Here is a 25,479-nt window from a genome sequence, read left to right on the forward strand (position 1 = left end):
ACAGCAAGTACAGGGGGGTGTTGGCGCTGGGGGTGGAAACCCGTTGGGGGGAAACCCTTCTCTTCCGGGGGGGGGGGGGGGGGGTTTTCCCCCGCGATAGGTTGTACAAAGTTGTAACAGGCGCGGCCATTACTTCTCAAAGTAAATATTTAAATCTTATAAAAACAAGCAATTAGCTCTGTAACTTCATCTGTTACAGCAATTAATCCAGCCGATTGTCTCCTTGTTGAACACTCGTTTAGTATGGCCTCACGTCATACCTCTCACGCCAACCACAATAATTCGAGGCCCCCCATGACCCCTCCTGCGTCGCTGCTCAGCCAGGTCGAAGCCGGCATTGCCTGGATCACCCTCAACCGTCCGGATCAGCGCAACGCGCTGGACATCCCCAGCCTGAAAAACCTGCATGCCTTGCTCGAGGCCCATAACGCCGACCCGGCCGTGCGCGTGGTGGTGCTGACCGGCACTGGCCGCAGCTTCTGCGCCGGCGCCGATCTCGCCGAGTGGGCCGAAGCCGAAGCCCGCGGCGCCCTGGAGAGCTACGGCTGGACCGAAACCGCCCACGCCCTGATGCAGCGCCTGCACAGCCTCGACAAACCGACCATCGCCGCCATCAACGGCACTGCCGTCGGCGCCGGCATGGACCTGACCCTGTGCTGCGACCTGCGCGTGGCCGCCGCCTCGGCGCGGTTCAAGGCCGGCTACACCAGCATGGCCTACAGCCCGGATGCCGGCGCCAGCTGGCACCTGCCACGGTTGATCGGCAGCGAACAGGCCAAGCGCCTGCTGTTTCTCGATGAACTCTGGGGGGCCGAGCGCGCCCTGGCAGCGGGACTGGTGGGCGAGGTGTGCGCCGATGAGCAGTTGCTGGCGGTGACCGCCGAGCTGGCCGGGCGCCTGGCCAATGGCCCGACCTTCGCCTTCGCCCAGACCAAACGGCTGATTCGCGACGGCGCCCAGCGCACCCTGGGCGAGCAGCTACAGGCCGAGCTTGCTGCCGGGCTGCTGTGCGGGCGTAGCGAGGATGGCGCCGAAGCGTTGCGTGCTGCCGTCGAAAAGCGCACCGCTAATTTCGTTGGTAAATAACAACTTACAAGCACTTCTTCAGGATCGACTCATGAATTTCCAACTGACCCAAGAACAACAAATGTTGGTGGAAGCGGTACGCAGTTTTGTCGCCAAGGAGTTATTGCCCCATGAAGAGGCGGTCGACCGCGCCGACGAGGTGTCGCCGGAGCTCGCCGCGCAGATTCGCGGCAAGGCCATCGCCGCTGGCTTCTATGCCTTCAACATGCCTGAGGAAGTCGGCGGTGGCGGTCTCGATTACCTGTCCCAGGCGCTGATCGAGCGCGAGCTGTCGAAGGTGTCGTGGGCCCTGCATGTGTTTGTCGCGCGGCCGTCGAAGATCCTCATGGCCTGCAAGGACGAACAGATCAACGACTACCTGCTGCCGTGCATCCAGGGCGAGAAGACCGACTGCTTTGCCCTCACCGAACCGGGTGCCGGCTCCGATGCCAATGCGATCAAGACCCGCGCCGTGCGCGAGGGTGACAACTTCGTACTGAACGGCAGCAAGCACTTCATCAGCCATGCCGGCCACGCCGATTTCGCCATTGTCTTTGCCGTCACCGACACCTACGAGCACAACGGCAAGACGCGCAACGCGGTGACCGCCTTCCTGGTCGACCGCGGCACCCCGGGCATGACCATCCGCCGCGGGCCCAAGTGCGTGAGCAACCGCGGTTATCACACCTTCGAGCTGTTCTTCGATGACTGCACGGTGCCGGCCAGCAAGGTGCTGGGTGAAGTCGGCAAGGGTTGGGAAGTGGCCAACGCCTGGCTCACCGCCGGGCGGGTGATGGTCGCCGCCAACTGTGTTGGCCAGGCCCAGCGCGCCCTGGACGTGTCGCTGCAATGGGCGGCCGACCGCAAGCAGTTCGGCCAACCGATCGGCACCTACCAGGGTATCTCGTTCAAGCTCGCCGACATGGCCACGCAGATCCGCGCCGCCGAACTGTTGACCCTGCACACGGCCTGGAAGATGGACCAGGGCACGATGACCGATGGCGAGGCGGGCATGGCCAAGCTGTTTGCCAGTGAAGTGCTGGGCAAGGTTGCCGACGAGGCGGTGCAGATCTACGGCGGCATGGGCCTGATGGACGAAGGGCCGGTCGAGCGGATCTGGCGCAATGCGCGGATCGAGCGGGTCTGGGAGGGTACCTCGGAGATCCAGCGGCACATCATTTCCCGTGAACTGCTGCGCCCGCTGTTGCGCTGATCAGGAGCCTGCTCATGTTACGAGACAATCTCAAACGCCTGCTCGCCCCGCGCCACCTGGCGTTTGTCGGCGGGCGCAGCATGGCCCGGGCGCTCAAGCGCTGCGCCGAGGGCGGTTACCAGGGGCAGATGTGGCTGGTCAACCCGCAGCACGACAGCCTCGATGGCGTGCCGTGCGTGCGCAGCGTCGGCGAACTGCCCTGTGCACCGGATGCGGTGTTCATCGCCACCAACCGCGAGCTGACCCTGACCTGCGTGGCCGAGCTGGCGGCCAAGGGTGCCGGCGGGGCGATCTGCTACGCCTCGGGCTTTGCCGAAACCGGCGCCGAAGGCCAGGCCCTGCAACAGCAACTGCTTGAGGCCGCCGGCGACATGGCGCTGCTCGGCCCTAACTGTTATGGCCTGCTCGATTACCTGCACAGCGCTGCGCTGTGGCCGGTAGCCCATGGCGGCAAGGCAGTAGAGAAGGGCGTGGCGGTGCTGACCCAGAGCGGCAATTTTGCCTACAACCTGTCCATGAGCGACCGCTCGCTGCCGGTGGCCTACATGGCTTCGGTGGGCAACCAGGCGCAGATCGGCATTGCCGAACTGATGGACGCGCTGCTCGATGAGCCGCGGGTCACTGCCATCGGCCTGCACCTGGAAGGCCTGAAGAATGTGCCGGGTTTTGCCCGCGCGGCGCACAAGGCGCTGGAGAAGGGCATCCCGATCATCGCCCTGAAAACCGGGGTGTCGCAAATCGGTGCGGAACTGGCGCTGAGCCACACCAGCTCGCTGTCCGGCTCCGATGCGCTGTACGACAGCCTGTTCGAGCGCCTGGGGGTGATCCGCGTCAGCGGCCCGGTGAGCTTTGTCGAAACCCTCAAGGCCGCCGCCTGCGGCCACTTGCCCAAGGGCGGCAGCCTGATCGCCCTGGCTTGCTCCGGTGGCGATGCCGGGCTGATCGCCGACTATGCCGAACGCAACGATCTGAGCCTGCCGAAGCTGGATGACAGCCAGGTCCGCGAGCTGGCTCAGGTGCTGCCAACCTATGCCAACCTGGTCAACCCGCTGGACTTCACCACGGCGATCTGGGGCGACGGCGCCGCGCTTGAGCGCATGCTCGACAGCGCCCTGCGCACCGATGCCGATGCCGCCATGCTGGTGCTCGACTACCCGGCGGAGTTTACCGGCGAGCGCAAGGAGTGCGACCTGCTGCTGGAGCTGTACTGCGCGGCGCTCAAGCGTCACGGCAAGACCGGCTTTGTCACCTCGGCCTTGCCCGAACTGCTGCCGGCCTTCGCCCGCGAGCGCCTGCATGCCCATGGCATTGCCGCGCTGCAGGGCGTCGAGGATGGCCTGGCGGCCTGGGGGCGGATTGCCGCATACCAGGGCCAACGCCAGGCGCTGCTCGACCTGGGCGAGTCAGCGTTGCCGCCGTTGTGCCCGCAGGCGCTGCAAGGCGAGAGCGAGCTGCTTAACGAGTGGCAATCGAAACAAGCCTTGCAGGCGTTTGGCCTGCCGGTACCCAAGGGCGTGTTGAGCACGCCGGAGCAGGCCCTGGCCAATGCGCAGCAAGTCGGCTACCCGCTGGTGCTCAAGGCGGTCAGTGCGCAACTGCCGCACAAGACCGAAGCCGGTGCCGTCGCCCTCAACCTGCGCGACGCCCAGGCCCTGGGCGCGGCGCTGGAGCAGATGCGCGCACGGATCGGCACCTATGCGCCGGGTGTCGCGTTCGATCAGCTGCTGCTCGAGCCCATGGCCAGCGCGCCGCTGGCCGAGCTGATCGTCGGCATCAAGCGCGAGAACGACTTCGGCCTGGCCCTGGTGATCGGTGCCGGCGGGATCCTCGTCGAGCTGCTCAAGGACAGCAAGAGCCTGTTGCTGCCAACCACCGACGGCGCCATCCGCAAGGCCGTGCTCGGCCTGCGCAGCGCGGCCTTGCTCCAGGGTTTTCGTGGCCGCGAGGCGGCTGACCTGGAGGCGCTGGTGGCAGCGATCCGTGCGGTCGCCGACTACGCCTGCGAAAACGCTGCGCAATTGCTGGAACTGGATGTGAACCCATTAATGGTCGGTGCCCAGGGCACCACCGCGGTCGATGCGTTGATTCGCCTCGGCCAGGTGTAAGGAGATGAACATGCACAACAGCTCATTGACCGGTGGCCAGGCCCTGGTGCGCCTGTTGGCCAACTACGGCGTCGATACCGTGTTCGGCATTCCCGGGGTGCACACCCTGGAGTTGTACCGTGGCCTGCCCGGCAGCGGCATCCGCCACGTGCTGACCCGCCATGAACAGGGCGCGGGCTTCATGGCCGACGGTTATGCGCGGGTCAGCGGCAAGCCGGGGGTGTGCTTCGTCATCACCGGCCCCGGCGTTACCAACGCCGCCACCGCCATCGGCCAGGCCTATGCCGACTCGATCCCGATGCTGGTGATTTCCAGCGTCAACCACACCGCCAGCCTGGGCAAAGGCTGGGGCTGCCTGCACGAAACCCAGGACCAGCGCGCCATGACCGCGCCGATCACGGCGTTCTCTGCCGTGGCGTTGAGCGCCGAGGACCTGCCTGGGCTGATCGCCCGTGCCTATGCGGTATTTGACAGCGAACGCCCGCGTCCGGTGCATATCTCGGTGCCGCTGGATGTGCTGGCCGCACCGGTCGCCCGCGACTGGAGCAATGAAGTGGTGCGCCGCCCGGGCCGGGGCGTGCCGGCCAGCAGTGTGCTGGATCAGGCAGCCGGCAAACTGGCAGGCGCCAGACGGCCGATGATCATCGCCGGTGGCGGTGCCCTGGCCGCTGCCCAGGAACTGCAACAACTGAGCACGCGCCTGGCCGCGCCGCTGTTCACCAGCGTTGCCGGTAAGGGTCTGCTGCCACCGGATGCGCCGCTCAATGCCGGTTCGTCCTTGTGCGTGGGGCCGGGCTGGCAACTGATTGCCGAGGCCGACGTGATCCTCGCGGTCGGCACCGAAATGGCCGACACCGACTTCTGGCGCGAGCGGCTGCAGCTCAATGGCGAGTTGCTGCGGGTGGATATCGATCCGCGCAAGTTCAACGATTTCTATCCCTGCGCCGTGGCCCTGCAGGGCGATGCCCGGCAGACCGTCGCCGCCTTGCTCGAGCGTTTGCCGCAAACGTCGCGCGATGCCGGCGCTGCCATGGATGCTGTCGCCAGCCTGCGCCAGGCGGTCAAGGCCAGCCATGGCCCGCTGCAGGCGATTCACCAGGCGATCCTTGACCGGGTCGCGGCCGAGCTGCCGGCCAATGCGTTCATCAGCACCGACATGACCCAGCTGGCCTACACCGGCAACTATGTCTATGCCAGCCGCGCCCCCCGCAGTTGGCTGCACCCGACCGGCTACGGCACCCTCGGTTACGGCTTGCCGGCCGGGATTGGCGGCATGTTCGCCACGGATGATCGCCCAGGCCTGGTGCTGGTCGGCGATGGCGGTTTCCTCTACACCGCCCAGGAACTGGCCACCGCAGTCGAAGAGCTGGAGCGCCCGCTGGTGGTACTGCTGTGGAACAACGATGCCCTGGGGCAGATTCGCGATGACATGCTCGGTTTGGATATCGAGCCGATCGGCGTGCTGCCGCGCAACCCGGACTTCATCGGCCTGGCCCGGGCCTTTGGTTGCAGCGTGGCGCAGCCGCACAGCCTGGATGACCTGCAACGGGAACTGCGCAGCGGCTTTGCCCGCAACGGCGTAACCCTGATCGAGCTCAAGCACGCTTGCGCGCGCTGAGCTTCAACCGCTTTTTTGGGAGACTGCCATGCGCTTTTCCGATCTGACCCAACGTATCGCCGGTGACGGCGCCGCTGCCTGGGACATCCACTACCGCGCCCTGGAACTGCTGGAAAAAGGCGAAGACGTGCTGTTGCTGTCGGTTGGCGACCCGGATTTCGATACCCCGGCGCCGATCGTCCAGGCCGCCATCGACAGCCTGCAGAACGGCCACACTCATTACTCCGACGTACGCGGCAAGCTGGCCCTGCGCCAGGCCATTGCCCGCCGGCATCAGCAACGCAGCGGCCAGCCGACCGCCGCCGATCAGGTGACGGTGCTGGCCGGGGCCCAGTGTGCGCTGTTCTGCGTGGCCCAGTGCGTGCTCAACCCCGGCGACGAAGTGATTGTCGCCGAGCCCATGTACGTCACCTATGAGGCGGTGTTCGGCGCCTGTGGCGCCACGGTGATCCCGGTGCCGGTGCGCCCGGAGCACGGCTTCCGGGTCCAGGCCGAAGATGTCGCCGCGCGCATCACCAGCAAGACCCGCGCCCTGGCCCTGAACAGCCCGCACAACCCCTCCGGCGCCAGCCTGCCGCGCACTACCTGGGAGGCGCTGGCCGAGTTGTGCATTGCCCATGACCTGTGGTTGATCTCCGATGAGGTCTACAGCGAGCTGCTGTACGACGGCGAGCACATCAGCCCCGGCAGCCTGCCGGGCATGGCCGAGCGCACGGCGACCCTCAACAGCCTGTCCAAGTCCCATGCCATGACTGGCTGGCGGGTCGGCTGGGTAGTGGGCTCGCCAGCGCTGGCCACGCACCTGGAGAACCTGGCGCTGTGCATGCTCTACGGCTCGCCGGACTTCATCCAGGACGCGGCAGTGGTCGCCCTGGAGCAACAACTGCCGGAGCTGGCGGCCATGCGTGAAGCGTACCGCCAGCGCCGCGACCTGGTCTGCGCGTGCCTGGCCGACTGCCCGGGCCTGCGTGCGCTCAAGCCCGATGGCGGCATGTTCGTGATGGTCGACATCCGTGAAACCGGCCTCAGCGCCCAGGCGTTCTCTTATCGCCTGCTCGATCACCACGGCGTCTCGGTGCTCGCCGGCGAAGCCTTCGGCCCCAGCGCCGCCGGGCATATCCGCCTGGGCCTGGTGCTCGGCGCCGAACCGCTGCGCGAGGCCTGCCAGCGCATTGCCCGTTGCGCGGCTGAACTGATGGAGGGCAAAGCCCATGCGTGACTACCCGCGGCTGTTTATCGATGGCAGCTGGCAGTTGCCGTCGGGCCAGGGCCTGGCCGAAGTGATCAACCCGGCCACCGAAGCAGTGGCAGGCCGGGTGCCGCTGGGCGACGAGCAAGACGTCAACCGGGCGGTGGCAGCGGCGCGCCACGCCTTTGGCAGCTGGTCGCAAACCCCGTCCAGTGTGCGCGCCGGCTACATTCGCGCCCTGGCCGAACAGCTCAAGGCCCGCGCCGATGAGATGGCGGCCGTCATCACCCGCGAGCTGGGCATGCCGGTGCAGTGGTGCCGGGCGGTGCAGGTCGACGGGCCGATTGTCGGCCTTGAGCAGTACATCGAACTGGCCGGACTGATGGACGAGATACGCGAAGTCGGCAATTCGCTGGTAGTGCGCGAGGCGGTGGGCGTTTGTGCGTTCATCAACCCCTGGAACTACCCCCTGCACCAGTTGATCGGCAAGCTGGCCCCGGCGTTGGCCGCGGGTTGCACGGTGGTGGTCAAGCCGAGCCAGGAAACCCCGCTGCACGCGTTTTTACTGGCCGAAATGATCGAGGCCATTGGCTTGCCGGCCGGGGTGTTCAACCTGGTCAGCGGGCCGGGCTCCAAGGTCGGTGAGGCGCTGGCCCGTCACCCGCAGGTGGACATGGTCTCGTTCACCGGCTCCACCGGTGCTGGCGTGCGCGTGGCCCAGGCCGCGGCGCCGTCGGTCAAGCGCGTGTGCCTGGAACTGGGCGGCAAGTCGCCGCTGCTGATCACCGCCGATGCCGACCTCGACGCCGCGGTGCGCTATGGCGTGCAGGACGTGATGATCAACTCCGGGCAGACCTGCACGGCCCTGACCCGCATGCTGCTGCCCGCCAGCCGCTATGAAGAGGCCCTGGCAATCGCCCTGGATGAAACCCGCCAACTGGTCATGGGCGACCCGCAAGACCCGAACAGCTTCCTCGGCCCCATGTGTTCGGCGGCGCAGCGGCGCACCGTGCTGGACTACATCCGCATTGGCCAGGAGGAGGGCGCACGGCTGCTGTGTGGCGGTGACACCGTGCCAGGCCTTGAGCGCGGTTTCTACGTGGCGCCGACCCTGTTCGCCGACGTCGACAACCGCATGCGGATTGCCCAGGAAGAGATCTTCGGCCCGGTGCTGTGCCTGATTCCCTATGCCGATGAGGCGCAAGGGGTTGCCCTGGCCAACGACTCACCCTTCGGCCTGTCCAGCGCGGTGTGGGCGGCGGACCGCGAGCGGGCCCTGCAACTGGGCCGGCAACTGCGCGCCGGGCAGTGCTTCATCAATGGTGCGGCGTTCAACTACCAGGCGCCGTTTGGCGGCTACAAGACCTCGGGCAATGGTCGCGAGTGGGGCGAGGAGGGTCTGGCCGAGTTCGTCGAGACCAAGGCTATTCAGCTCTGAAGTGGCGGGCAGGTTCAGGCCTGCCCGACGTTGTCCTGCGGTTTGTCGAAGGCCACGAACAACTGGTCGGCGGTGATAGCGCCCAGGTCCAGGCGCATGTTGGCTTCGAGCATGGCGAACAGGCGGGTGAACACCTCGAACACCTTGCAGTGGTCTTCCAGGCCGGAGAACGGGTTGTCGATCTTCTCGGCGATCAGCGAGCTTTCCTGCACCGCGTCGTAGACCTCGCGCAGGGTGATTTCGCTGGCCGGGCGGGCCAGGGTCAGGCCGCCATGGGCGCCGCGCCAGGACTTGAGGATGTTGGCCTTGACCATCAGCGACACCAGGCTGCGCACCCGCGTGGGATGGGTCTTGACCCACTTGGCGATGGTCTCGGTACGCAGTTTTTGCGGCGCGTTGGCGGCCACGAACGAGAGGATGTACGAGGCGGTGATCAGGCGGGTCGACTGGCTCATCTGGCGAAAATCCCTGTAGGAGCGGGCTTGCCCCGCGATCGATGTTACAGACAAAACGCTATCGCGGGGCAAGCCCGCTCCTACAGAGGAAGGGGATTGGCAGCGAACTGATTTTGAGTTTAATGTATTTGTCACGATGACAATTACAAATATTTGCATCGATGCGTGCGAGGTTGGCTGAATCCTTTTCTCTGCAGTTCTACAGGGGCAATGCCATGAGCGATAACAACAACAAGATTACTCAAGCGATGCACGACAGCGGTTTGCCGCGTCGGGATTTTCTCAAGTACAGCGCGACGGTGGCGGCCATTGCCGGTGCGTTCTCGCTCGGCCTGCCGCTGCGCGGTTGGGCCGAGGAGGCCACGCCCAAGGCCGGCGGCGTGCTGCGCATGGGCCTGGCCGGGGGCAGTACCACCGACTCCCGCGACCCGGGCTCGTGGAGCGACACCTTTACCTTTGTCGGCTTCTCGGCGGTGTACAACACCCTGAGCGAAATCAGCGTCGACGGCACGGCGATCCCCGAGCTTGCCGAGCGCTGGGAGTCCAGCCCCGATGCCCGCATCTGGACCTTCACCCTGCGCCAGGGCGTGACCTTCCACAACGGCAAGACCCTCGATGCCGGCGACGTGGTTGCCTCGATCCAGCATCACCTGGGCGACAAATCCACCTCGGCGGCCAAGACCGTGCTTGGCGATGTCGCCAAGGTCCAGGCCCAGGGCAACGATGCGGTGGTGTTCGTACTGCACTCGGGTAACGCCGACTTCGCCTATGTGGTCGCCGATTATCACCTGGTGATCATGCCGGCCAAGGACGGCGGTGCCGACTGGCAGGCCGGGGTTGGCACCGGCGGCTATCGCCTCAAGGGCTTCGAGCCCGGCGTGCGCATGGACCTCGAACGCAGCCCGGATTACTGGAAAGCCGGCCGCGCGCATTTCGCCAGTGCCGAGTTGCTGGCCATCGCCGACGGCGCGGCGCGGGTCAATGCCCTGGTCACCGGCCAGGTCGATGTGATCAACAAGGTCGACCTGAAAACCGTCGCGCTGCTCAAGCGTAATCCCAACCTGGTCATCGAAGAGACCAAGGGCGCCCAGCACTACACCTTCCCGATGCTCACCGACAGCCAGCAGTTCCAGGACAACAACATCCGCCTGGCGCTCAAGCACGCGATCAACCGCGAAACCCTGCTGGCCTCGGTGCTCTACGGCTATGGCCAGATCGGCAACGATCACCCGATCCAGCCCGGCAGCCGCTTCATCAACAGCGCCCTGGCGCAGCGTGGCTATGACCCGGACAAGGCGCGCTTTTACCTGCGCCAGGCCGGGGTCGATTCGCTCAAGGTGCGCCTGCAGGCTTCGGACGCCGCCTACACCGGTGCGGTGGACGCCTCGGTGCTGTTCAAGGAACAGGCGCGCCAGGCCGGCATCGACATCGACGTGGTGCGCGAACCGGCCGATGGTTTTTTCTCCAATGTGTGGATGAAACAGCCATTCACCACCTCGTTCTGGTACAGCAGTCTGACCGCCGACCGCATGTTCAGCATCGGCTACGCCAAGGGCGCGGCCTGGAACGAGACCCACTGGGACAACGCCCGCTTCAACCAGCTGCTCAATGCCGCCCGCGGCGAGATGAACGCGCCGCTGCGCCAGGAGATGTACAACGAAATGCAGGCCCTGTGCCGGGACGAGGGCGGGGCGATCGTGCCGCTGTTCGCCAGCTCCGTGGCCGCGCGCTCCAAGCGTGTGGCCCACGGCGGGCTGACCGCGCCCTACGGCGAACTCGACGGCTTGCGGCTGATCGAGCGCTGGTGGCAGGCGTAAGCCGCACGAGCGGATTGCACCTTTCTTGGTTGAGCCTGTTCGAGGAGCTGTACGGTGAATAGTCTTTGCAAACTGCTGCTCCAGCGCCTGGCCCTGGGCCTGTTGTCGCTGTTCGCGGTGTCGGTGATCATCTTCCTGGCCGTTGGCATGCTCCCGGGCGACGTCGCCCAGGCCATGCTCGGCCAGGCGGCAACTCCCGAGACCGTCGCGGCGTTCCGCGCCCAACTGGGCCTGGACCTGCCGCCGCTGACCCGCTTCGGCCACTGGGCCTGGCAACTGCTGCACGGGGACCTGGGCCTGTCGCTGGCCAACCAGCGGCCGATCGCCGAGCTGATCGGCGCACGCCTGGGCAACACCTTTACCCTGGCCTTGCTGGCGGCGCTGGTGTCGGTACCGGCGGCCTTGCTGCTGGGCATGCTCGCGGCGCTGTACCGCAACAGCTGGTTCGACCGCCTGCTCAACACCAGCGCCCTGAGCGCAGTGTCGTTCCCGGAGTTCTTCGTCGCCTACATCCTGATCCTGGTGTTTGCGGTCAAGCTCAACTGGTTGCCGAGCATCTCCAACCTGGCCCCGGGCGCGTCCTTCGCCGAGGTGCTGGAGCGTTCGCTGCTGCCAGTACTGACCCTGAGCCTGGTGGTGATCGCGCAGATGATGCGCATGACCCGTGCGGCGCTGATCAACCTGCTGGCCAGCCCGTATATCGAGATGGCCCGGCTCAAGGGCATTAGCCAGGCGCGGATCATCTTCCACCACGCCTTGCCCAATGCCCTGGCACCGATCATCAACGTGGTGGCGCTGAACCTGGCCTACCTGGTGGTCGGCGTGGTGGTGGTCGAGGTGGTGTTCGTCTACCCGGGGCTCGGCCAGTTGCTGGTCGACTCGGTGGCCAAGCGCGACATCCCGGTGGTGCAGGCCTGCAGCCTGATCTTCGCGGCCACCTACATCCTGCTCAATACCACGGCCGACGTGCTGTCGATTGCCAGCAACCCACGCCTGATGCATCCGAAGGGGTAAGCCATGAGCCTGATCAAACCGTTGTTGCGGGCCCCCTTGAGCGCCCAGTTCGGCCTGCTGGTGATTGTCCTGTACATCCTGGTGGCGCTGTTTGCGCCGGTGCTGGCGCCGTTTGGCGAGACCGAAGTGGTCGGCGAGGGCTTTGCACCCTGGGGCGGGCAGTTCCTGCTGGGTACCGACAACCTTGGCCGCGACATGTTCAGCCGCCTGGTGTATGGCGCGCGCAACACCCTGGGGATTGCCTTCCTGACCACGCTGCTGGCCTTTGCTGTCGGCGGTTTCTGCGGCCTGGTGGCGGCGATCAGGGGCGGCTGGATCGACCAGGGCCTGTCGCGGCTGGTGGATATCCTCATGGCCATCCCGCAGCTGATCTTCGCTTTGCTGATCCTCAGCGTGGTCGGCACCAACGCCACGTCGCTGGTGCTGGTGATCGCGCTGCTCGACGCCACCCGGGTGTTTCGCCTGTCGCGGGCGGTGGCGATGACCGTGGTGGTCCAGGACTTTGTCGAGGCCGCGCGCCTGCGCGGGGAGGGGCTGTGGTGGCTGGTCAGCCGCGAGGTGCTGCCCAATGCCGCAGCGCCGCTGATTGCCGAGTTCGGCCTGCGCTTTTGCTTTGTCTTTCTGTTCATCAGTGCGCTGTCGTTCCTCGGCCTGGGCATCCAGCCGCCGACTGCCGACTGGGGCAGCATGGTCCGCGACAACGCCGTGCTGATCACCTTCGGCGATATCAGCCCGCTGTTGCCGGCCCTGGCGGTGGCGCTGATCACCGTCAGCGTCAACTTTGTCGTGGACTGGGTGCTGCATAAGTCCAGCGGCCTGAAGGAGTGCTGAGTATGACCATGAGTGAAAAGCCGCTGCTGGAAATCCGCGACCTGCACATCGAAGGCCATTACCAGGACGCCTGGCATCCGCTGATCAAGGGCATCGACCTGACCTTGCAGCGGGGTGAAGTACTGGGCCTGATTGGTGAGTCGGGGGCGGGCAAGTCGACCCTGGGCCTGGCCTCCATGGGCTATGTGCGCGACGGTTGCCGCATCACTGGCGGCTCGGTGCGTTTCGACGGCCAGGAGCTGGTCGGCGCCAAACCTGAAGCCTTGCGCACGCTGCGCGGCCTGCGCATCGCCTATGTCGCACAAAGCGCCGCCGCGTCGTTCAACCCGGCGCACCGGCTGATTGACCAGCATGTCGAGACGGCGGTCAGGAACGGCGGTATCGACCGCGTCCGGGCCGAAGCCGAAGCGGTGGAGCTGTACCGCGTGCTGCGCCTGCCCAACCCCGAACAGATCGGCCAGCGTTACCCCCACCAGGTCTCCGGCGGCCAGTTGCAACGGGTCATGACCGCCATGGCCATGGCCTGCCACCCGGACCTGATCATTTTCGACGAGCCGACCACCGCCCTCGACGTCACCACCCAGATCGAAGTGCTGGCGGCGATTCGCGATGCGGTGAAAACCTACGGCAGCGCCGCCCTGTACATCAGCCACGACCTGGCGGTGGTGGCGCAGATGGCCGACCGCATCATGGTGCTGCGCCACGGCAAGCTGGTCGAAGAGGCCGACACCCGCAGCATGCTTGACGCCCCGCAGCAGGACTACACCAAATCGTTGTGGGCGGTACGCAGTTTTCGCACTGAACCCAAGCCGTGCCCGCAACAGGCGACACCGCTGCTTGAGGTGCGCAAGGCCAGCGCCAGTTACGGCCACCAGCCGGTGCTGCATGAGGTCTCGCTCAAGCTCCATCGCGGCCAGACCCTGGCAGTGATCGGCGAGTCGGGCAGTGGCAAGAGCTCTACCGCACGGTTGATCACCGGCCTGTTGCCGCCGACTGCAGGCCAGGTGCTGTATGACGGTGAAGCCCTGCCGGCCGATTATCGCCAGCGCAGCAAAGAGCAGTTGCGCCGGGTGCAGATGATCTACCAGATCCCCGACACCGCGCTCAATCCGCGCCAGCGGATCGTCGACATCATCGGCCGGCCGCTGAGTTTCTACCTCGGCCTCAAGGGCCAGGCCCTGCGCCAGCGGGTCGCAGAATTGCTGGAAATGATCGAGCTGGACCCGGCGTTGTATATGGAGCGTCAGCCCCGCGAGCTGTCCGGCGGGCAGAAGCAGCGCATCTGCATCGCCCGGGCGCTGGCTGCCGAGCCGCAGTTGATCATCTGCGACGAGGTCACCTCGGCCCTCGACCAACTGGTGGCCGAAGGTGTTTTGAAGCTGCTCAACCGTATCCAGCAGCAACTGGGCGTGGCTTACCTGTTCATCACCCACGACGTGGCCACGGTGCGCGCCATTGCCGACGAGGTGCTGGTGATGCAGCGCGGGCAGGTGGTCGATCACGGCAGCCGTGAGGCGATCTTCACCCCGCCGCACCGCGACTACACCGGCCTGCTGTTCTCCAGCGAGCCGGAAATGGACCCGGACTGGCTCGACCGCCTGCTGGCCAGGCGGGCGCTGACTTCCACTGTGCAAACCGTTTAAGGACTCCCCATGAATGTACTGATCGTTCACGCTCACCCCGAGCCGCAATCCTTCACCGCCGCCTTGCGTGACCAGGCTGTCGAAACCTTTACTGCCCAGGGCCATCAGGTGCAGGTCAGCGACCTGTATGCGATGAACTGGAATCCGGTGGCCAGCGCCGGTGACTTCGTCAGCCGCGAGAACCCGGATTACCTGGTGTATGCCCTGGAGCAGCGCCTGGGGGTCAAGAGCCAGTCGATTGCCGCCGACATTCAGCAGGAGCTGGACAAGCTGCTGTGGGCCGACCTGGTGGTGCTGAATTTCCCGATCTTCTGGTTCTCGGCGCCGGCCATGCTCAAGGGCTGGATCGACCGGGTGCTGGTCTCGGGGGTGTGCTATGGCGGCAAGCGTTTCTATGACCAGGGCGGGTTGGTGGGCAAGCAGGCGCTGGTGACCGTCACCCTCGGCGGGCGTGAGCACATGTTCGGCGAAGGGGCGATTCACGGGCCGCTGGAGGACATGCTGCGGCCGATCTTGCGCGGCACCCTGGCCTACGTCGGCTTCGAGGTGCTGGAGCCGTTCGTGGCCTGGCATGTGCCGTATATCAGCGACGAGGCGCGCAAGGACTTTTTGCGTAGCTACCAGCAGCGCCTGGCGCATTTGTCCGATGAACAGCCGCTGGTGTTTCCGCGCCTGGCGCAGTTTGACGAGGCGTTGTATCCGTTGGCTTGAGGGTGGATGCAGTGGCCTCATCGCCGGCAAGGCCGGCTCCCACAGGGGTAGTGCAGGTCACTCAAACTGTGGGAGCCGGCCTTGCCGGCGATTGGCCGTAAGGTAAATGCTGCGCACCTACCCATTCGGGGTATGGTCGCCATCACCGGCTCCCTCGATAGTAACCCCGTCGGCTCACACCGAGCAGATCCTGGTGACACGACGGAGTGGCTATGCGAAAGACACTGAAGGTGATTTCCAGTCTGTTGCTCGCGCCCCTGGCAACGGCGGCGCTCGCCGCCGGCGGGGAGGCGGCCAACACACTCAGGCTGTACAACTGGACGGATTACATCGGCGAAACGACCCTCGCCGACTTTGAAAAAGCCACCGGCATCAAGGTGATCTACGACACCTTCGACGGCTACGAAACGGTTCAGACCAAACTGCTGACCGGGCGCTCGGGCTACGACCTGGTGGTGCTCAACGCCTCCCTGGTCCCGCCGCTGATCAAGGCCCAGGTGTTCCAGCCGCTGGACAAAAAGCAGCTGCCGAGCTGGAACAACCTCGACCCGCAAGTGCTCAGCGACCTGCAAGGCTACGACCCCGGCCTTGCTTATTCGGCGCCCTACACCTGGGGCAGCTCCGGGGTGACCTACAACGTCGACAAGATCAAGGCGCGCATGCCCGATGCGCCCATCGGTTCGCTGGCCATGCTCTTCGACCCGAAGATTGTCTCGCGTTTTGCCGATTGCGGCGTGACCCTGATGGACGCGCCCAGCGAAGTGATCCCGCTGGCCCTCAAATACCTCGGGCGCGACCCCAACAGCGCCACAGCGGATGACCTCAAGGCCGCCCAGGAACTGCTGCTCGGCGTGCGGCCATACATCAAGAAATTCGACTCGGTCAATTACCTGACCAGCCTGCCCAATGGCGATACCTGCCTGGCCCTGACCTGGTCCGGCGACTACGCCACCGCCCAGGCAAGGGCGCAGGAGGCGAACAAACCCATCAAGCTGGCGTTCTTCATCCCCCAGGAAGGCTCGCTGATCTGGTTCGACAACCTCTACCTGCCCAGTGACGCGCCGCACGCGGCCAATGCCCATCGCTTCATCGAGTTTCTCCTGCAGCCGCAGAACATCGCCCAGGTCACCAACTACATCCACTACGCCAACAGCAATGCCGCCGCCACGCCGCTGGTGCGGGCCGAGATTCGCGACGATCCGGCGATCTACCCGGACGACGCCACCCGCCAGCGCCTGTTCGCGCAGAAAACCCAGAGCGGCAAGGACATGCGCGCCATTACCCGGGTCTGGAGCACGGTCAAGACCGGTAGCTGATTTCTATTTTCCCCTAGCCAAGGACACTGCCATGGCCACGCCAAACAAAGCCTTCGTAGCACCCGCCGCCAATGATGCCCTGGTGGCGGCCGACAAAGCCCACTACCTGCACGGCTACCACGTGTTCGATGAGCATGCCGAGCAAGGCGCGCTGAATATCGTCGAAGGCGAGGGCGCCTACATCTATGACACCGATGGCAACCGCTTCCTCGATGCCGTCGGCGGCATGTGGTGCACCAACATCGGCCTGGGCCGCGAAGAGATGGCCCTGGCCATCGCCGACCAGGTGCGCCAGCTGGCCTATTCCAACCCGTTTTCGGACATGGCCAACAATGTCGCTATCGAACTGTGCGCAAAACTCGCCAGCCTCGCTCCGGGCGATCTCGATCATGTGTTCCTCACCACCGGCGGCTCGACGGCGGTCGATACCGCCTACCGGCTGATCCAGTACTACCAGAACTGCCGCGGCAAGCCGCACAAAAAGCACGTGATCGCCCGCTACAACGCCTATCACGGCTCCACCTGCCTGACCATGTCGATCGGCAACAAGGCCGCCGACCGGGTGCCCGAGTTCGACTACGGTCATGAGTTGATCCACCACGTCTCCAACCCGAACCCGTATCGGGCACCGGATGACATGGACGCGGCGGAGTTTCTGGATTTTCTGGTGGCCGAGTTCGAGGACAAGATCCTCTCCTTGGGCGCCGACAATGTCGCGGCGTTCTTTGCCGAGCCGATCATGGGCTCGGGCGGGGTGATCATTCCGCCCAAGGACTACTTCCTGCGCATGTGGCAGGTATGCCAGACCTACGACATCCTCTTCGTTGCCGACGAGGTGGTGACCTCCTTTGGGCGCCTGGGCAAGTTCTTTGCGTCCGAGGCGCTGTTCGGCGTGCAGCCGGACATCATCACCACTGCCAAGGGCCTGACCTCGGCCTACCTGCCGCTGGGCGCGTGCATCTTCTCCGCGCGCATCTGGAAGGTCATCGCCGAACCGGGCAAGGGCCGCTGCTTTACCCACGGTTTTACCTACAGCGGCCACCCGGTGTGCTGCACCGCGGCGCTGAAGAACATCGAGATCATCGAACGGGAGAACCTGCTGGCCCATGTCGATGAGGTCGGCGGCTACCTGGAGCAGCGCCTGCAGACCCTGGCCGGGCTGCCGCTGGTGGGCGAGGTGCGCTGCATGAAACTGATGGCCTGTGTCGAATTCGTCGCCGACAAGCGCAGCAAGGCGCTGTTTGCCGATGAAGTGAACATCGGCGAGCGCATCCACCGCCGGGCCCAGGCCAAGGGTTTGCTGGTACGGCCGATCATGCACCTGAACGTGATGTCGCCGCCGCTGATCATCACCCGTCAGCAGGTGGACGAAATCGTCGAGACCTTGCGCCAGTGCATTGTCGAAACGGCAGAAGAACTGCGACAGGAAGGGGTGCACGTGGGTGCATGAGCAGCCATCGCTGGCAAAGCCAGCTCCCACAGGTGCGGTGTACACCAACCCACTGTGGGAGCCGGCCTTGCCGGCGATGGGCTGCATCGCAGCCCCCAGGCGGGTTAGACTGCCGGGCATGAGCCGAGCCACCGCCGACACTCCGATCTGCCTGTCTTTCTCTGCCCTGCAGCAATGGCATGCAGCGCTGCAGCACGCCTTTGCCCGCAGCGGCGAGGCCGACGCCCTGGCAAGCCTCGCCGCCGCCCTGAGCCAGCTGGTGGCGGTCGAGTCGATGATGATCAGCCTCGAACGCCAGGGCCAGCCGCCGCAACTGCTCTACCAGCAAGGCATCCCCGAGCGTCACCGCGACGCCATCCTCAACCGCTACTTCACCGCCGGCTACCTGCTCGACCCGTTCTGCCTGGCGGTGGAGAAGGGCCTGGCGCAAGGCTTTTACCACCTGCAGGACATCGCCCCGGACCACTTCTTCGACAGCGACTACTACAAGACCTACTACCTGGGCACTGGCTGCACCGAAGACAGCTACTACATCGTCGATATCGACCACCACAGCAAGATCTCCCTGAGCCTGTTCCAGGGCTGCGGCGGCAGCAGCCTGAGCGTCGAACAACTGCACCTGCTGCAGGCGGTGGAGCCCATGGTGCGTGAACTGATCAGCCGCTTCGCCCAGCACGGCCTTGAGCAGAACAGCGAAGCCACTGGCCAGGGCAGCGTCCAGGCGGCCTTCGACAGCTTTGGCTGCAACGTGCTGACCGAACGCGAGCGTGAAGTGGCGCAGATGATCCTGCGCGGCCACTCGGTGAAATCCACCGCTGGCGAGATGGGCATCTCCCCGGAAACCGTGCGCATGCACCGCAAGAACCTCTACCTTAAACTGGAGATAAACTCCCAGTCCGAGCTGTTTGCGCGCTTTATCGACTGGTTGCGCCAAGGCTGACCCTCGGCCTTGTGGAGGCCCTGATGAACCGCTCTACCGAGCAACACCTGCAGGCCTTGGGCAACGACGGCTTCGTCTTGTTGCCGGGCGTGCTCGACAGTGCCCAGGTCAAGCTGCTGCGTCATGCCATCGACGGGCTCCAGGCGTTTCATTGGGACTACAGCTGCGGCCTGATCGAACACTACAAGTGCGTGTTCAACCGCGACCCGCTGTGGCTGGCGTTCCTCGACCTGCCCGGGGTGATCGAGCTGGCCGAGGCGGCGTTGGGTGATGATTGCCATATCATCGGCCAGACCGCCTGGCGCTGCCATCCGGGCTACCAGGGCATGTCCTTGCACCTGGACTACCTGATGATGGACGTTGCCCCGGCGCTGATGGCCGACCCGGCCTTCGAGCTGCCAATGCAGATCTGCACCGTGCAGTTGTACCTGGATGACATCGACGCCGACCTGTGTCCGACCCGGGTGGTACCGGGCAGCCACAGGGCAGGGCGCGCGCCGCGCAAGAATGAGCAGAGCTGGCAGGGCCGTCCGCCGCAGGCGGTGCTATGCCAGGCCGGCGACGCCCTGGTGTTTCGCAGTGAGCTGTGGCACGCCGGCAGCGACAACCGCAGCGCAGACCGCAGCCGCTACCTGCTGCAGGTGCATTACGGCCGACGCATGGTCGCGCAGAAGTTCTCGCCCTACCTGCACTTTCAGTTCAACCCGGCGGTGCTGGCCGCTGCCACGCCACGCCAGCGCCGCTTGCTGGGCGAACACGCCGAAACCGAGTACGACTGAGCCTCAGCTCGCCCCGCGGATTGCCAGCACGTTGCACAGCCGGTGTTCCAGCACGTGCTCGGTGGTGCTGCCGGTCAGGCGTTCGAGCAGCTTGCGCGGGTGGTTGCCCATCACCAGCACGTCGGCGCGGCTGTGGCTGACGAACTCGGCGATGCTGCGGGTAATCGGCGCCGACAAAAAGTGCTGGCGCTCCACGGGTATTGCGTGACGCTGGGCCAAGTGCTCGAAGGCCTTGTGGATCGACTTGCGTACATCATCACCAAAGCCCGGCATGGTCACGGTCCCTGCGCCGAAGTCGGCGATATGGGTGTGGGCGCTGTCACACACATGCAAAAGGTGCAGCTCGGCGTTGCACTGGCGGGCAAGGTCGGCCGCGGCTTCGATCACGGTTTCGTTGAGATCGTTGTGCGGGTGCTCGGGGTGGGTCGGGTCGACGGCGGCAACGACAATGCGTGGCAGCGGGCAATGCACGTCGGTTACCAGGTGCACCGGGCACGGGCATTCGCGCAGCAGTTGCCAGTCCAGCGGCGCGACCACCAGGCGCTTGAGCAGCGGTTCGTGCTGTACATCCTTGATCAGCAGGTCGGGGTCGATCTCGGCGACCTGGGTCAAGGCTGCTTGAAGCACGTCACGGGCCAGGATCACTTCGGTACTGACGCGAATGCCGTTTTCATGCAGCAAGGTCGCCTCATCGGCCAGCCACTGGCGGTTGTCCAGCATCAGGGTGTCGAGGTGGTGTTCGTCGCCGCTCATCAGGCCGAGGGTATCGATCTCGTCGATAAAGGCGCAGATATGCAAGGCGGCACCCGTGGCGCGGGCCAGGGCGGCGGCACGTTCCAGTGCCGGTGTGTGGCGCAGGTCGCAGCCGACCATCAGGAATAGGCGTTGGTACTGGCTCATGGGGCACCTCCGGTAGCGTTGTGTTGCCAGCCCCCCCGTGCTTGAAGTCTAGTCCATGGTGCTGCCCGAAGTGCCTGGCGGGTCCGGTGCAGGCTCCTCGGCCGGGCTGTCGACGGCCAGCGGCTGCGCCACCCAGCTCATGAACAGCTCGTAGCCCACGGCCAGCACCACCGGGCCGATGAACAGGCCGATGATGCCGTTGGTCAGCATGCCGCCCAGGGCGCCGATCAACACCACCGGCATCGGTACGGCCACGCCGCGACCCAGCAGCATGGGCTTGAGGACGTTGTCGGCGAGCCCGGCAAGCAAGATCCAGATGACAAAGATCACCGTGCTGGCACTGACGCCGTCATGGGCCAGCACGTAGATCGCCACCGGCAGGGTGATCAACAACACCGGCAGCTGGGTGATGCCCAGCAGCAGCACCAGCAGGGCCAGCACCCCGGCAGCAGGAACCCCCATAATGACCAGGGCGACACCCACCAGCAGCATCTGGATGAAGGCGATGCCGACCACACCCTGGGCTACGGCGCGGATGGTAGCGGTGCACAATGCGGCCAGTTGTTCGCCGCGCTGCGGGCCGGCGACGCGGGTGGCAATCGCCACCGCCGCGCGTTGGCCGGTTGCACCCTTGGCCATGATCAGGCCGGCGACGACCAGGGCCACGAGGAACATCAGGATGCCCGAGCCAATCCCGGCCAGTTGTGTCAGCAGGGTCTTGCTCAGGCCTTTGAGGTGCGGCGCGACCTGGGTCGCCGCCCAGCTCAGGTCACTGCTGGCATGGGCCCAAATGCCGTACAGCGGCGCGCCGATCAGTGGCCATTCACGGACGTTGGCCGGTGGCGGCGGGATTTCGATGCGCTGGTCCTCGAAGCCGGTGATGCCTTGTTGCACGGTGTCGGCCACCGAAGCGCCCAGCAGGCTCAGCGGCCCGATCAGGCAGGCCAGGCCGATGATCACCAGGACGACGGCAGCCCAGCGCGGGCGCCCGCCGAGCCAGCCACCGAGGCGCTGACTCAGCGGATAGAGGGTGATCGCCAGGATCACCGCCCACAGCATCAGGTTGAGGAACGGCTTGAAGATGTCGAAGCAGAACAGCACCAGCACGGCGATCAGCCCGGCGCGGATCAGCACGTCGAGCAGTTCCCGGGCAGTGCCCAGGTGAACCGGGCGATTATTGGCCATGAGTGGGCCCTCGGGCAGGCGAGCGGGTTTCAGTGAACGGCCGGGCAACGGCTGGCACCGCCGCGGGCCGCCTGGCTGACCAGTTCGGTGAAACGCTTGAGGTTCTGTTGATGGGCCAGCACCAGTTCGTCGATGCTGGCGCCGGCCGGGCTCTGGATCACGCTGCGGCAGTTCAGCAGCGCGCTGCCGTTGCCGGCACGCAACCGCCAGCGGGCATCGAACAGGGCGTATTGCCCCGGCACCGAGTCAAAGCGCTGCACCTCCACGCGCAAGCCCAGGCGCGGCTGGGCAGTGCTGCTGACGAACTGGTTGACCAGAGCATTGCGCAACTCGTCGGCGAGGCTTGCGCCCCACCATTCGGTCTCGAGGATCGCCAGGCCGCTGTTGCCCTGGCGAATCACCACCTGCGGCCGATCGACCTGGGGCGGCACGCTGACCTGCTCCAGTTGCACATCGACACTGCTGGCCGGCACCGGTTGCTGCGGGATCAGTGTGTGGTAGTGGATCGGATCGCTGCGGCAGGCGGCCAGCAACAAGGCCAGGCTCAACACTGCAAACGGGGAGGCATGCGCCATGGGTGTGCTCCTGCGGTCAATTGCGCGACGAAGGTTTTAGCGAGTCAGCGGGTGCATCCTTGGGCCGGCCACGCAGCAGCGACTCGGGGTTGCGCCCCAGGTAATCGGCCAACTCGCGCAGCGAGCGCGACATGCGCCCCAGCTCGTCGAGGGTCTGGGTCAGCTGCTCACGCTGGGGCGAATCCTCGGCCAGGGTCGAGTTGGCCGACTGCAGGGTCTTGCTGACCTCCTGCAAGGTGCCCTGGACGCCCGGCAAGGTGCGGCTGTTGAACTGCTGCAAACCTTTGCGCAGCTCCACCAGGTTGGCATCGAGGTTGTTGGCGATGCGCTCGATGGGCAGGCGGTTGAGCCGCTCGACCATGACCTGGAACTGCTCCTGCAGTTGCTCCAGGCTACCCGGCACGGTGGGGATGGTAATCGGCCGGGCCGTCGGGTCGAACACCACTTTGGGCGCCTTGGGGTCGAAGTCCAGGGCGATGTACAGCTGCCCGGTGAGCAGGTTGCCACTGCGGGCCTGGGCGCGCAGGCCGTTGTCGACGAAGGAGCCGAGCAACTGCGCGGCGGCCTTTTCGTCGTCGGGGTCGTGGTTCAGTGCCTTGAGCAACTTGGTGTGGGCCCGGCCCAGGCGTTGCGGATAGATGACGATGCCGACATTGACCGGGAAGGTGCGTTTTTCGACGTCGAAGTCGAGGTTCACCGAAACCACCGAGCCGATTTCCACCCCGAGGAATTCCACCGGGGCACCGACCTTGAGGCCGCGCAGGGCCTGGTCGAAGCGCAGGCTCAGGTACTGTGCCTTGCCATGGGGCGGGGCGAGCGCCCGGGCGCGGTCGTCGAACAGCTCGAACTGGCGGTCTTCGGCGGCCACCTGATCGTCGGGGCTGTAGTCCGGGGCGCGAAAGGCGATACCGCCAACGATCACCGACGACAGCGACTCGGTGCGAAAGGCAAAGCCGTTGGCGCCGACTTCGACATCGACACCGCTGGCGTTCCAGAAGCGGGTGTTGTCAGTGACGAAGGCGTCGTTGGGCGAGTTGATGAACACTTCGATACTGACGCCTTTGCCGTTTTCATCCAGGCCGTAGGCGACCACCTGGCCCACCGGGATCTTGCGGTAGTACACCGGCGAACCGACCCCCAGCGAACCGAGATCGCTGGCGTGCAGGAAAAAGCGCTTGCCCGGTTCGCCATAGGTGATCGGCGGTGGCGATTCGAGGCCGATGAAGGCTTTGGCGCGGGTGTTCGATTCGCCGGAGTCGGCGCCGATGAAATCACCGGACAGCAGGGTATCGATACCCGACACGCCGCCGGCGCCGATGCGTGCCCGCACCACCCAGAACTTGGAATCCACCCGGGTGAAATTGTCGGCCTGCTTGACCAGCTTGACCGTGGCGGTGACGCTCTTCTGGTCCTTGCTCAACTCCACGGCGGTGACCTGGCCGATCACCACATTGCGGTACTTGACCGCGGTCTTGTTGGCTTCCAGGCCCTGACCGGTCTTGAAGGTGATCTCGATGGTCGGGCCTTGCTGCATGACGTTGTGCACCACCAGCGACAAGCCCACCAGCACCGCCACCAGCGGCACGATCCACACCAGCGAGATGCTGAAACGGCGGGTCTTGACCCCGGGCTGGCCGGGTTGTGGGCTGTCTTGGCGGGTATCAGTCATCGGCCTGCTCCTTGTCGCGCTGCCAGATCAGTCTAGGGTCGAAACTCATTGCCGCGAGCATGGTCAGCACCACCACCATGCCGAAAAACAGAATGCCCGGGCGCGGTTCGATATCGCCCAGGGCCTGAAACTTGACCAGCGCCGCTACCAGGGCCACCACCAGCACATCGAGCATCGACCAGTAGCCGATCAGCTCGACGAAGCGAAACAGTCGCGCCCGTTGGCTCTGCGCCCAGGTGCTGCGGCGTTGCACGGTGATCAGCAGCAGGGCCAGGGCGACGAACTTGGTCGCCGGTACCGCAATGCTGGCGATGAAGATGATCAGGGCGATGTCCCAGGCGCCATGCTCCCAGAACTCCATGACCCCGCTCATGATGGTGCTGTCGGCGCCGCTGCCGAACAGCGTGGTGTTCATCACCGGCAGCAGGTTGGCGGGGATGTAGAACACCAGCGAGGCGATCAGGTAGGCCCAGGTGCGGGTCAGGGAATCGGGCTTGTGCGCATGCAGGGGTGCGCCGCAGCGTTCGCAGTCGTGCGGCTGGTTGCTGTTGTCGCAGGCCATGCCGCAGGCGTGACAGAGCACCAGGTTGAGCTCGGCGGCGCGCGGTGGGCGGCTCATGGCAGCAGGTCCCAGAGTTCGCGTATATCGCGCCCGGCGATGCGCAGTATCAGCAGGCTCAGCACTGCCAGCGCCACCAGGCCGATGCCCGGCAGCACATCGAGCATGCCGGCCAGCTTGAACACCGCGACCATGGCGCCGAGCAGGCACACTTCGAGCATGCTCCACGGGCGCAGGGTTTCCAGCCAGCGCATGCACAGGCTGAAGCCCGGGGCACGGCCGCCGGCCAGGGCAAAGCCCAGTACCCAGATCAACAGCAGCAGCTGGAACACCGGGGCGATGATGATCGAGATGGCCGCCACCAGGGCAATAAAGGTGATGGGGCCGGTGGCCAGGGCCCGGACCGAGTCCCACAGGGTGGCGCTATTGTGCAAGCCTTTGAGGCTGATGCTCATGATCGGGTAGAAATTGGCGAACACCCAGAGGATCAGCGCGGTGACGCTCAGGGCCAGGCGTTGCTGCACGCTCAGGCCGTTATAGCGCTGCAGCACGGCGCCGCAGCACTGGCACAGGGCTTTCTGGTGTTTGCCGAGGCTGACCTTCTGGTACACGCAATCGCAATGTTCGCAGATGATCAGCTGATGGGTATCCAGCATGGCGCGCGCTCTGGCTGCGGGCGGGGACTAGCTCAATATAGTCGGCGCTGGCGCGGGACTGCGGATTATTTAACCTCTGAGGGAGCGGGCTTGCCGGCGCTTGTAATCCAGGCGCTGCCTGGTGTGCTGGTTGTGTTGGCCTCATCGCGGGGCAAGCCCGCTCCCACAGTAGTGCTGTGTACACCGGACCTGTGGGAGCTGGCCTTGCCGGCGATCGAGCGCGTAGCGGTCGCAATCCAGGCGCCGCCTGATGTGTTGGTTGTGCCGGCCTCATCGCTGGCAAGCCAGCTCCCACAGTAGTGCTGTGTACGCCGGACTTGTGGGAGCCGGACTTGCCGGCGATCGAGCGCG

22 protein-coding genes are annotated in these 25,479 nt (G+C 65.4%); 15 read left to right on the forward strand and 7 right to left on the reverse strand.

Annotated elements, in window-relative coordinates:
• Positions 1-294: 294 nt before the first annotated feature.
• The 6 genes from ABM562_RS26550 to ABM562_RS26575 are packed head-to-tail and all read left to right on the forward strand — an operon-like array spanning position 295 to position 8,628.
• A complete protein-coding gene (locus tag ABM562_RS26550; protein WP_460423888.1) occupies positions 295-1,086 on the forward strand; it encodes an enoyl-CoA hydratase/isomerase family protein in 792 nt (263 codons plus the stop codon).
• Positions 1,087-1,117: 31 nt separating this feature from the next.
• Positions 1,118-2,278, forward strand: a complete 1,161-nt coding sequence (locus ABM562_RS26555; protein ID WP_115086548.1) for an acyl-CoA dehydrogenase family protein — start codon at positions 1,118-1,120, stop codon at positions 2,276-2,278.
• Between the two features lie 14 nt (positions 2,279-2,292).
• The gene (locus ABM562_RS26560) at positions 2,293-4,383 is read left to right on the forward strand and encodes an acetate--CoA ligase family protein (RefSeq protein ID WP_460423889.1); all 2,091 of its coding nucleotides are present in this window, start codon (positions 2,293-2,295) and stop codon (positions 4,381-4,383) included.
• Between the two features lie 10 nt (positions 4,384-4,393).
• The gene (locus ABM562_RS26565; protein WP_346616988.1) at positions 4,394-6,001 is read left to right on the forward strand and encodes a 5-guanidino-2-oxopentanoate decarboxylase; all 1,608 of its coding nucleotides are present in this window, start codon (positions 4,394-4,396) and stop codon (positions 5,999-6,001) included.
• A 28-nt stretch (positions 6,002-6,029) separates the two neighbouring features.
• Complete coding sequence (locus ABM562_RS26570) at positions 6,030-7,220, forward strand: pyridoxal phosphate-dependent aminotransferase (RefSeq protein WP_134062584.1); 1,191 nt, start codon at positions 6,030-6,032, stop codon at positions 7,218-7,220.
• The gene (locus ABM562_RS26575; protein ID WP_134062586.1) at positions 7,213-8,628 is read left to right on the forward strand and encodes an aldehyde dehydrogenase family protein; all 1,416 of its coding nucleotides are present in this window, start codon (positions 7,213-7,215) and stop codon (positions 8,626-8,628) included. Before ABM562_RS26570 ends, ABM562_RS26575 begins: the two co-directional genes overlap by 8 nt.
• A gap of 14 nt (positions 8,629-8,642) precedes the next feature.
• On the opposite strand, the gene ABM562_RS26580 is transcribed toward ABM562_RS26575, so the two are convergent.
• A complete protein-coding gene (locus ABM562_RS26580; RefSeq protein ID WP_115086553.1) occupies positions 8,643-9,083 on the reverse strand; it encodes an Rrf2 family transcriptional regulator in 441 nt (146 codons plus the stop codon).
• A 215-nt stretch (positions 9,084-9,298) separates the two neighbouring features.
• On the opposite strand from ABM562_RS26580, the gene ABM562_RS26585 reads away from it, so the two are divergent.
• The 9 genes from ABM562_RS26585 to ABM562_RS26625 all read left to right on the forward strand — a co-directional run bounded on the left by ABM562_RS26585 (position 9,299) and on the right by ABM562_RS26625 (position 19,584).
• Positions 9,299-10,900: an ABC transporter substrate-binding protein gene (locus ABM562_RS26585; protein WP_460423890.1), complete on the forward strand. Its 1,602-nt coding sequence runs from the start codon at positions 9,299-9,301 to the stop codon at positions 10,898-10,900.
• Positions 10,901-10,954: 54 nt separating this feature from the next.
• On the forward strand, positions 10,955-11,914 hold the full coding sequence (locus ABM562_RS26590; protein WP_115086555.1) for an ABC transporter permease: 960 nt from the start codon (positions 10,955-10,957) through the stop codon (positions 11,912-11,914).
• A 3-nt stretch (positions 11,915-11,917) separates the two neighbouring features.
• Positions 11,918-12,745 (forward strand): ABC transporter permease, encoded by an 828-nt coding sequence (locus ABM562_RS26595; RefSeq protein ID WP_115086556.1) that lies wholly within the window; start codon positions 11,918-11,920, stop codon positions 12,743-12,745.
• Between the two features lie 8 nt (positions 12,746-12,753).
• Positions 12,754-14,388, forward strand: coding sequence for an ABC transporter ATP-binding protein (locus ABM562_RS26600; protein WP_420832722.1), 1,635 nt, complete (start codon positions 12,754-12,756; stop codon positions 14,386-14,388).
• Between the two features lie 9 nt (positions 14,389-14,397).
• The gene (locus ABM562_RS26605; RefSeq protein WP_460423891.1) at positions 14,398-15,099 is read left to right on the forward strand and encodes an NAD(P)H-dependent oxidoreductase; all 702 of its coding nucleotides are present in this window, start codon (positions 14,398-14,400) and stop codon (positions 15,097-15,099) included.
• Positions 15,100-15,311: 212 nt separating this feature from the next.
• Positions 15,312-16,415, forward strand: a complete 1,104-nt coding sequence (locus ABM562_RS26610) for a polyamine ABC transporter substrate-binding protein (RefSeq protein WP_460423892.1) — start codon at positions 15,312-15,314, stop codon at positions 16,413-16,415.
• Positions 16,416-16,446: 31 nt separating this feature from the next.
• Entirely contained in the window at positions 16,447-17,865 is a 1,419-nt protein-coding gene (locus ABM562_RS26615) for an aminotransferase (RefSeq protein WP_460423893.1), read from the forward strand.
• 118 nt (positions 17,866-17,983) lie between these two features.
• Positions 17,984-18,805 carry a helix-turn-helix domain-containing protein gene (locus tag ABM562_RS26620; protein WP_134062603.1) on the forward strand — a complete coding sequence of 274 codons (822 nt, stop codon included), beginning with the start codon at positions 17,984-17,986 and terminating at the stop codon, positions 18,803-18,805.
• Between the two features lie 23 nt (positions 18,806-18,828).
• On the forward strand, positions 18,829-19,584 hold the full coding sequence (locus tag ABM562_RS26625) for a phytanoyl-CoA dioxygenase family protein (RefSeq protein WP_460423894.1): 756 nt from the start codon (positions 18,829-18,831) through the stop codon (positions 19,582-19,584).
• Between the two features lie 3 nt (positions 19,585-19,587).
• Here the strand turns inward: ABM562_RS26625 and ABM562_RS26630 are convergent, their stop codons facing one another.
• Genes ABM562_RS26630 through ABM562_RS26655 form a run of 6 tightly spaced genes read right to left on the reverse strand, consistent with a single transcriptional unit; the run spans position 19,588 to position 25,128 of the window.
• Complete coding sequence (locus tag ABM562_RS26630) at positions 19,588-20,484, reverse strand: universal stress protein (protein WP_115086563.1); 897 nt, start codon at positions 20,482-20,484, stop codon at positions 19,588-19,590.
• 48 nt (positions 20,485-20,532) lie between these two features.
• Complete coding sequence (locus tag ABM562_RS26635) at positions 20,533-21,669, reverse strand: AI-2E family transporter (protein ID WP_460423895.1); 1,137 nt, start codon at positions 21,667-21,669, stop codon at positions 20,533-20,535.
• 29 nt (positions 21,670-21,698) lie between these two features.
• Positions 21,699-22,244 (reverse strand): PqiC family protein, encoded by a 546-nt coding sequence (locus ABM562_RS26640; protein ID WP_460423896.1) that lies wholly within the window; start codon positions 22,242-22,244, stop codon positions 21,699-21,701.
• A gap of 16 nt (positions 22,245-22,260) precedes the next feature.
• A complete protein-coding gene (locus ABM562_RS26645; protein WP_115086566.1) occupies positions 22,261-23,913 on the reverse strand; it encodes a PqiB family protein in 1,653 nt (550 codons plus the stop codon).
• Entirely contained in the window at positions 23,906-24,532 is a 627-nt protein-coding gene (locus ABM562_RS26650) for a paraquat-inducible protein A (RefSeq protein WP_115086567.1), read from the reverse strand. The genes ABM562_RS26645 and ABM562_RS26650 overlap by 8 nt, the downstream gene beginning before the upstream one ends.
• The gene (locus ABM562_RS26655; RefSeq protein ID WP_115086568.1) at positions 24,529-25,128 is read right to left on the reverse strand and encodes a paraquat-inducible protein A; all 600 of its coding nucleotides are present in this window, start codon (positions 25,126-25,128) and stop codon (positions 24,529-24,531) included. The genes ABM562_RS26650 and ABM562_RS26655 overlap by 4 nt, the downstream gene beginning before the upstream one ends.
• Positions 25,129-25,479 lie beyond the last annotated feature (351 nt).

The organism is Pseudomonas sp. ZL2 (assembly GCF_054788455.1).